Annotated in this window: 5 protein-coding genes; 4 read left to right on the top strand and 1 reads right to left on the bottom strand. The window is 67.3% G+C overall.

The annotated features are described in order from the left end of the window. A partial coding sequence (locus R1101_RS0114225) for an aconitate hydratase (protein WP_016934080.1) occupies positions 1-1,151 on the top strand: 1,151 nt, incomplete at its 5' end. A gap of 22 nt (positions 1,152-1,173) precedes the next feature. Here R1101_RS0114225 and R1101_RS0114220 read toward each other — a convergent pair. Beyond that, complete coding sequence (locus tag R1101_RS0114220; protein WP_016934079.1) at positions 1,174-2,085, bottom strand: LysR family transcriptional regulator; 912 nt, start codon at positions 2,083-2,085, stop codon at positions 1,174-1,176. A 175-nt stretch (positions 2,086-2,260) separates the two neighbouring features. Here R1101_RS0114220 and R1101_RS0114215 point away from each other — a divergent pair, with 175 nt between their 5' ends. From R1101_RS0114215 to R1101_RS0114205, 3 genes are all read left to right on the top strand, one after another. Continuing rightward, complete coding sequence (locus R1101_RS0114215; protein WP_016934078.1) at positions 2,261-3,466, top strand: Glu/Leu/Phe/Val dehydrogenase dimerization domain-containing protein; 1,206 nt, start codon at positions 2,261-2,263, stop codon at positions 3,464-3,466. Between the two features lie 343 nt (positions 3,467-3,809). Beyond that, a complete protein-coding gene (locus R1101_RS30240) occupies positions 3,810-4,223 on the top strand; it encodes a hypothetical protein (RefSeq protein ID WP_232284756.1) in 414 nt (137 codons plus the stop codon). A 245-nt stretch (positions 4,224-4,468) separates the two neighbouring features. Continuing rightward, positions 4,469-6,217, top strand: a 1,749-nt coding sequence (locus R1101_RS0114205) for an AAA domain-containing protein (RefSeq protein ID WP_232284755.1), incomplete at its 3' end; no start/stop codon positions are given.

Raw genomic sequence — 6,217 nt, 5'->3', positions numbered from 1 at the left:
GCAATTCCGGCCCGCTTCCCGACGAGATTGCCGCCGCGATCGACGAGCACGACGTCAACGTCTCGGCCGTGCTGTCGGGCAACCGCAACTTCGAGGGACGCATCCATCCGCAGACGAAGATGAATTTCCTCGCGTCGCCGCCGCTGGTGATCGCGTATGCGCTGGCCGGCTCGATGCTCGTCGACCTCTTCAAGGACCCGCTCGGCACCGACACCGAGGGCAACGAGGTCTACCTGCGCGACATCTGGCCCACCACGCAGGAGATCCAGGAGGTCATCGACGACGCGGTGCGCGCGGAGATGTTCGAGACCGGCTACCAGGACGTCTACACGGGCGACGAGACGTGGCGGAATCTCGACGTGCCCGACAGTGAGGTGTTCGAGTGGAAGGACGAGTCGACGTACGTGCGGCGACCTCCGTATTTCGAGGGCATGTCGTCGGAGCCCGACCCGCTGCGCGACATCGAGGGCGCGCGGGTGCTCGCGTTGCTCGGCGATTCGGTGACCACCGACCACATCTCGCCGGCCGGGTCGATCCGACGGGACAGCCCCGCGGGTCGCTACCTGCAGGAGCACGACGTCGACCAGGCCGACTTCAACTCCTACGGTTCGCGACGGGGCAACCACGAGGTGATGATCCGCGGCACCTTCGCCAACATCCGGCTGCGCAACCAGCTCGTGCCGGACGTCGAGGGAGGCGTCACCCGGTATCTGCCGACCGGCGAGCAGATGAGCATCTACGACGCCGCGCAGAAGTACGCGGAGGACGGCACTCCGCTGGTTGTGCTCGCGGGCGCGGAGTACGGGTCGGGTTCGTCGCGTGACTGGGCGGCGAAGGGCACGCTGCTGCTGGGTGTGCGGGCGGTGATCGCGCAGTCGTACGAGCGCATCCACCGCTCCAATCTCATCGGCATGGGCGTGCTGCCGCTGCAGTTCCCGGAGGGCGAGTCGGCGCAGAGCCTCGGCCTGACAGGGGAGGAGGAGTTCGCCATCACCGGTCTGGAGGGCGGCAACGAGATTCCCGAGACCGTGCACGTGAAGGCGGGGGACACGGAGTTCGATGCGACGGTGCGCATCGACACCCCGGCCGAGGCCGAATATTTCCGGCACGGCGGAATCCTGAAGTACGTGCTGCGCCAGCTCGCGCAGTGACAACAGAAGCGGGGGCTCGTGGCTACTGGGCCGCGAGCCCCCGTTCCGCTGCGGCGGTGCGTACGGCGTCGATGACCAGCCGCAGCGGGGGCCGTTCCGCAGCGATCCCGCGATGGGCGATGGAGATCGTGCGAATGAGCGGTTCGGTCAACGCCACCACCTCGACTCCGGGTGGGCTCAACGTCAATCCGAGATCGGAGACGAGGGTGACGCCCAGCCCCGCGGCGACCATCGACAGTGCTGTCGCCTGCTCACCGACTTCGTGGTTGATCCTGGGCTCGAACCCCGCGCGCTGACACGCGAGGCTCACCGCGCGACCGAAATGAGAGTGGGGTCCAGCGAGGACCCAGGGGTGCTCGGCGAGGTCGGCGAGTGCGATGGTGCCTGCCGGCACCGTTCCGGGTGGCACCGCGGCGTGCAGTCGCTCGACCGCGATCACCACCCTCGTCAGCTCCGGATCCCACAGCATCGGGTAGCCGGAGTATTCGATGACGAAGGAGAAGTCGAGGGAACCGTCGCGGACGGCGTCGGCGGTCTCTTCGGGCGTGAGCTCTCGCGTCCGGACCTCGATGCCGGGGTGTTCGGCGGCCAGCAGCGCCAGTGCAGTGGGTATCAGCGTGGACGCGACGGACGCCCACACGCCGGCTGTGAGGCGCGCGGTGACACCGTCGCGTGTCCGTTCGAGTGCGGTCGTCGCGCGCTCCACCGACTGCAGGATCTCTTCGGCGTGCTCGGCGAGCAGTACACCGGCTTCGGTCAACTGGACCCGACGCCCCCGGCGTTCGAAAAGCCTTGCGCCGACATCCCGTTCGAGTTGGGTGAGCTGTTGCGAGACCGCAGAGGTGGTGTAGTGCAGGGCGAGCGCGGCGGCCGTCACGGTGCCACGGCGATGCAGTTCTCGAAGCATCCGTAACCGGCGCAGCGACAGCTCCATGTCGTCAGCGTAGGTAACGCGCAGAGGCTCGCAACTGCTGCGACATCGCGCTGTGTAGAAATCGTGAACTCTCACCTTCGAGTTTCGTAACTGGACGCTCCGCGCTACCCCCGGGCACGCTGGCGTCACCGGCCGAATCGCCGTAGCGACGACTCTGACGAACGGGGGACCGCACATGACCACGATGGCAGCACGCGTCGACGCGGTGGACACCCGCCAGGACGAACCTTTCATGCGCCTGATCTGGACGGACCCGGTGACGGGTGCGCACGGCTATCTCGTCGTCCACACCCTGGTGGGTGATGTGGCGACCGGCGGCACACGTATGCGGGCCGGGTGCACGATGTCGGAGGTCGAGGATCTGGCGCGAGGAATGGCTGCCAAGACCGCAGTGTTCGACCTGCCGGTGGGCGGCGCGAAGGGCGGGATCGACTTCGACCCGAAGGATCCCCGTGCCGTCGGCGTGCTGCAGCGGTTCTGCCAGGCGATGCGTCCGTGGCTGAACGCGCATTGGGTCACGGCCGAGGACCTGGGTGTTCCCCAGCATCTTCTCGACGAGGTCTTCGAGCGGCTTGGCATGCACCAGTCGTTCCATGCCGCGATCTGCCGCGCGGCGGATCCGGCGATCACCCTGGACCGGGTGCGGATGTCCCTGAACGCGCCGGTCGACGGCGGTTTCCTGCTGGGCGACGTGATCGGTGGTTACGGCGTTGCGCAGGCCTGCATCGCCACCGCGAACGCGTTCCGATGGATGCCGGCCGAGACCACTGTCGCGATCCAGGGAATCGGCACGATGGGTGGTGGCGCCGCCTGGTATCTGCACGAAGCGGGTATGCACGTGACCGCCGTCGCCGATGCCGCCGGAACGCTGTATCGCCGTGAAGGGCTGGATATTCCGCTATTGCTCGACCTGCGGGACGAATACGGGGAGATCGACCGATCCCGCGTTCCGTCGAATGTCGAGCAACTTCCGCGCGACGCGGTGATCGGCATTCCTGCCCACATCTTCGTTCCCGCTGCCATCTCCTACGCCATCACCGCGGAGAACGTCGGGCGGGTCGCCGGGCGGGTCGTGGTCGAGGCCGCGAACTCCGCGACGACTCCGGACGCCGAAGCCGTGCTCACCGGTCGCGGCATCCCGGTCATCCCGGATTTCGTCGCCAACGCCGGCGCGGTCGCGTGGGCGTGGTGGGTGCTGCTCGGGTGGGTGGGAACCGACCCGGAGGAGTCGTTCCGGCGCCTGCGTACCGAGATGCCGACCAAGATCACGCTGCTGGTCGAACGCTGGGCGCTGGATCGGGTGCCGCCGCGGCAGACGGCACGCGAACTCGGAGCGACCAACCACGCGCCGGCGGCCTCGCGCACGAGCACCATCCCCTGAGGTTCCAGTGCCCCACGCTCTCCGTGCAGATCAGCGTGCCGGCCCTACGCGGGCACGCTCATGCCGCGGCACTCCGGTAACAGTCGCGAGCCGAACCTCCGCTACGTGCAGCGGAGATCAACGTGTCGGACACCAACGCTAGTGTCTCCGTTCAGTGGGGGCAGACTCTGGAGATCAGACGCAATCGTTCGATTGGCAGAAGTGGACTGCGATTATTGCGGTTTTCGTTGCGGTGGTGTCGGCTGCCGCAGCCTGCGTCAGCGCGAATTCGTCGAGGGCATCTGCAGATGTCTCAGCGCGTGCGTTGGAAGTGGACCGAGCTGATCTCTACTACGACGTCTTGTTGGCAGACTCCATTCCGGTGACGGGCGCGGTGCAGCTCGTGCTCAGAAACCCGGGTAAGCGACCCGTCTCGGTGAATGGAGTTCGCGTCACTCACGGTGAACAGGAGGCGTTGGTGACTCTTGTCGATCTCACCAGCCCCGTGGAATCTGCAGAACTCGAGAGGAACGGGGCAGAAGGGGTGGGTCTCGGACGTGTTTCGCCGATCCCGGCCCACACGGTGGAGCTGAGTCCTGGAGGTGTGGACTTCCTCGTCATCTCGGCTGATGTACTCGGAAGGATCGTAACGGGACATCGCTGGTGTCGGGGACTCGACGAGGTCGGTTTCGAACTGATCACCGGAATCGGGTTCGTGGCGATGACTCCACCCGGCCCGCTTGTGGAGTACCTCCAAGGCTGGTGTGGCAACCAGTAGCGGACCGTGGATCCGAGTTCCTTCGACCAACCGGGGCGTCGTGCGTGTCTCACTTCTTTCGGGCAGTGCAGCCGTAGTACCCCATGCTTGTTGTTTCTACGGGCCGATGCGGTGGGCTCGATGCCGGAAAACGATCGTGTCGTGAGCGGGACCGGCCACGGACGCGTCGGCTGGGGCTTCTAAGGTGGACATACCCGTCCCCGTGGACGGGCGGAAGGACGTCCGCAAGGGTGAGTGGAGAGCGCGTGGAGTCAGGCGAGAGCGAACCCCAGCTGAGGGATCGCGTGCAACGTCTGCTCGCCTTCCTTGCCGAGCTCGTCAAGGCCCGCAGCGCGCCCATCCGCGTCGTCGACAAACACCGCGCCGTGATGTCCCTCGAGGAGGGAAACATCAGAGCCGGGCTGCGGCCCCATGCCGCATCGGGCGACATCATCCTGCGCGCGCGTCGCGCTCAGCTCGAAGAGCCCCCGCGTCCGCCCGCCGAACTCGCGAAATACGTGCACGGAGACATCGCGGAATCCGCCGTCGAGCCCGAACTCGACCCGCAGGCCATCGGCATCGACGGTCTCGACGCCTGGCTGGCGGACTGGCGGTCGTGGGCGATCGTCGACCGCGAGCTACAGGCCGCCTCGCATCTGTACAGCTTCCTGCAGCGAGCCATGCTCGATCTCGAGGACCAGCCCGAATCGCTGGAGCTCGTCGTCGCGTCCGGGTTGCTGCACCTCTCCGAGGGTATTGCGGGCGCGCGGGTCCATACGCACCTGATCACGCAGGCCGCGCTCATCGAGCGACAGGGCGACTCCGGCGACCTGGTGGTCCGGCTGAGTCCCAACGCCGGGCCGTCGCTGGAAGACGTCCAGCTCCTCACCGGACTGGAGGTCTTCGACCCGACGAGCGTCCGCGAATTGCACGATTCCCTCGTCACCCAGGTCGCCTCGCCTCTCGACCCCGCGGCCCGCGCGTTCTTGAAGAGCTGGACCGAGCGGGCGCTCACCGTGCCGGTCGACGTCGTCGAGCGGGCGGACGAAGCATCGTCGTCCGATGCCTTCGTGACACCGTCGCCCGTACTCGTGCTGCGCAAGCGCGGCGCCCACGCGCTCATCGAGTACTACAGCCGCATGATCGAGGCAGCCGCCGACGAGTCGAACCCGGTGCCGCTCGGGCTGGCGCAGCTCGTCGAAGCGATCGAACCGGCCGACCGCGTGGCGTGGCTCGACCGTATCGGCACGCCGTCGACCGAGTTCACCGGCGAGCAGCTGATGCCGCTGCCCGCCAACGAGGAGCAGCGCGACATCATCGACCGGCTCGCCGGTGACAGCGGTGTCGTGGTCGAGGGACCACCGGGCACGGGCAAGACCCACACCATCGCCAACATCGTCGCGGCGCTGCTCGCACGGGGCCAGCGCGTGCTGGTCACCAGTGAGAAGGCGCAAGCCCTGCGTGTACTCCGCGAGAAGCTCCCGTCCGAACTGCAGGAACTGTGCGTGGCCGTCACCGACCCGGTGCACGGCGGCACGGTGGAGCTCACCCGTAGCGTCAGCGAAATCGCCATCCGCAAGGCGCAATTCAACGTGCGGCGCGCACAGGAGCGCATCGACGAACTCACTACGCAGCGCAACGACGCACTGGAGCGTCGCGCGACGCTGATGGAACAGATCCGGCAGGCGCGCGCGGAAGAAACCGAGGTCCACGCCGATGTCGCCGCCGGTTACGAGGGGACGGCCGCGTCGATCGTCCGGCGGGTCCGAGCGCACGAAGCCAAGTACGCGTGGTTGCCCGCGCCTCTGCTCACCGACACTCCACCGCTGACGGTCGATGAGCTCGTCACCCTCCACTCGCTGCATCAGCGGTCGAGCGTCGAGCGCGCGCGCCGTCGCCAGCAGCGCTTCCCCGAACTGTCCCTGCCCACCCAGAGGGAACTGCAGTACGCATGCGCCGCCGTCTCCCAGGCATCGAGCGGCACCACCAACGGTGAGACGCAGGGCCTGCTGCGG

Origin of the sequence: Rhodococcus sp. R1101 (assembly GCF_000278445.1) — a bacterium.
Classification (GTDB): domain Bacteria; phylum Actinomycetota; class Actinomycetes; order Mycobacteriales; family Mycobacteriaceae; genus Rhodococcus; species Rhodococcus gordoniae.
The sequence above is the reverse complement of the archived record's forward strand: the minus strand, read 5'-3'. Positions and strand labels throughout refer to the sequence as shown.

Coding starts and splice junctions, on each gene's coding strand:
- R1101_RS0114220 (WP_016934079.1), bottom strand. CDS start 2,085: ATGGAGCTGTCGCTGCGCCGGTTACGGATGCTTCGAGAACTGCATCGC.
- R1101_RS0114215 (WP_016934078.1), top strand. CDS start 2,261: ATGACCACGATGGCAGCACGCGTCGACGCGGTGGACACCCGCCAGGAC.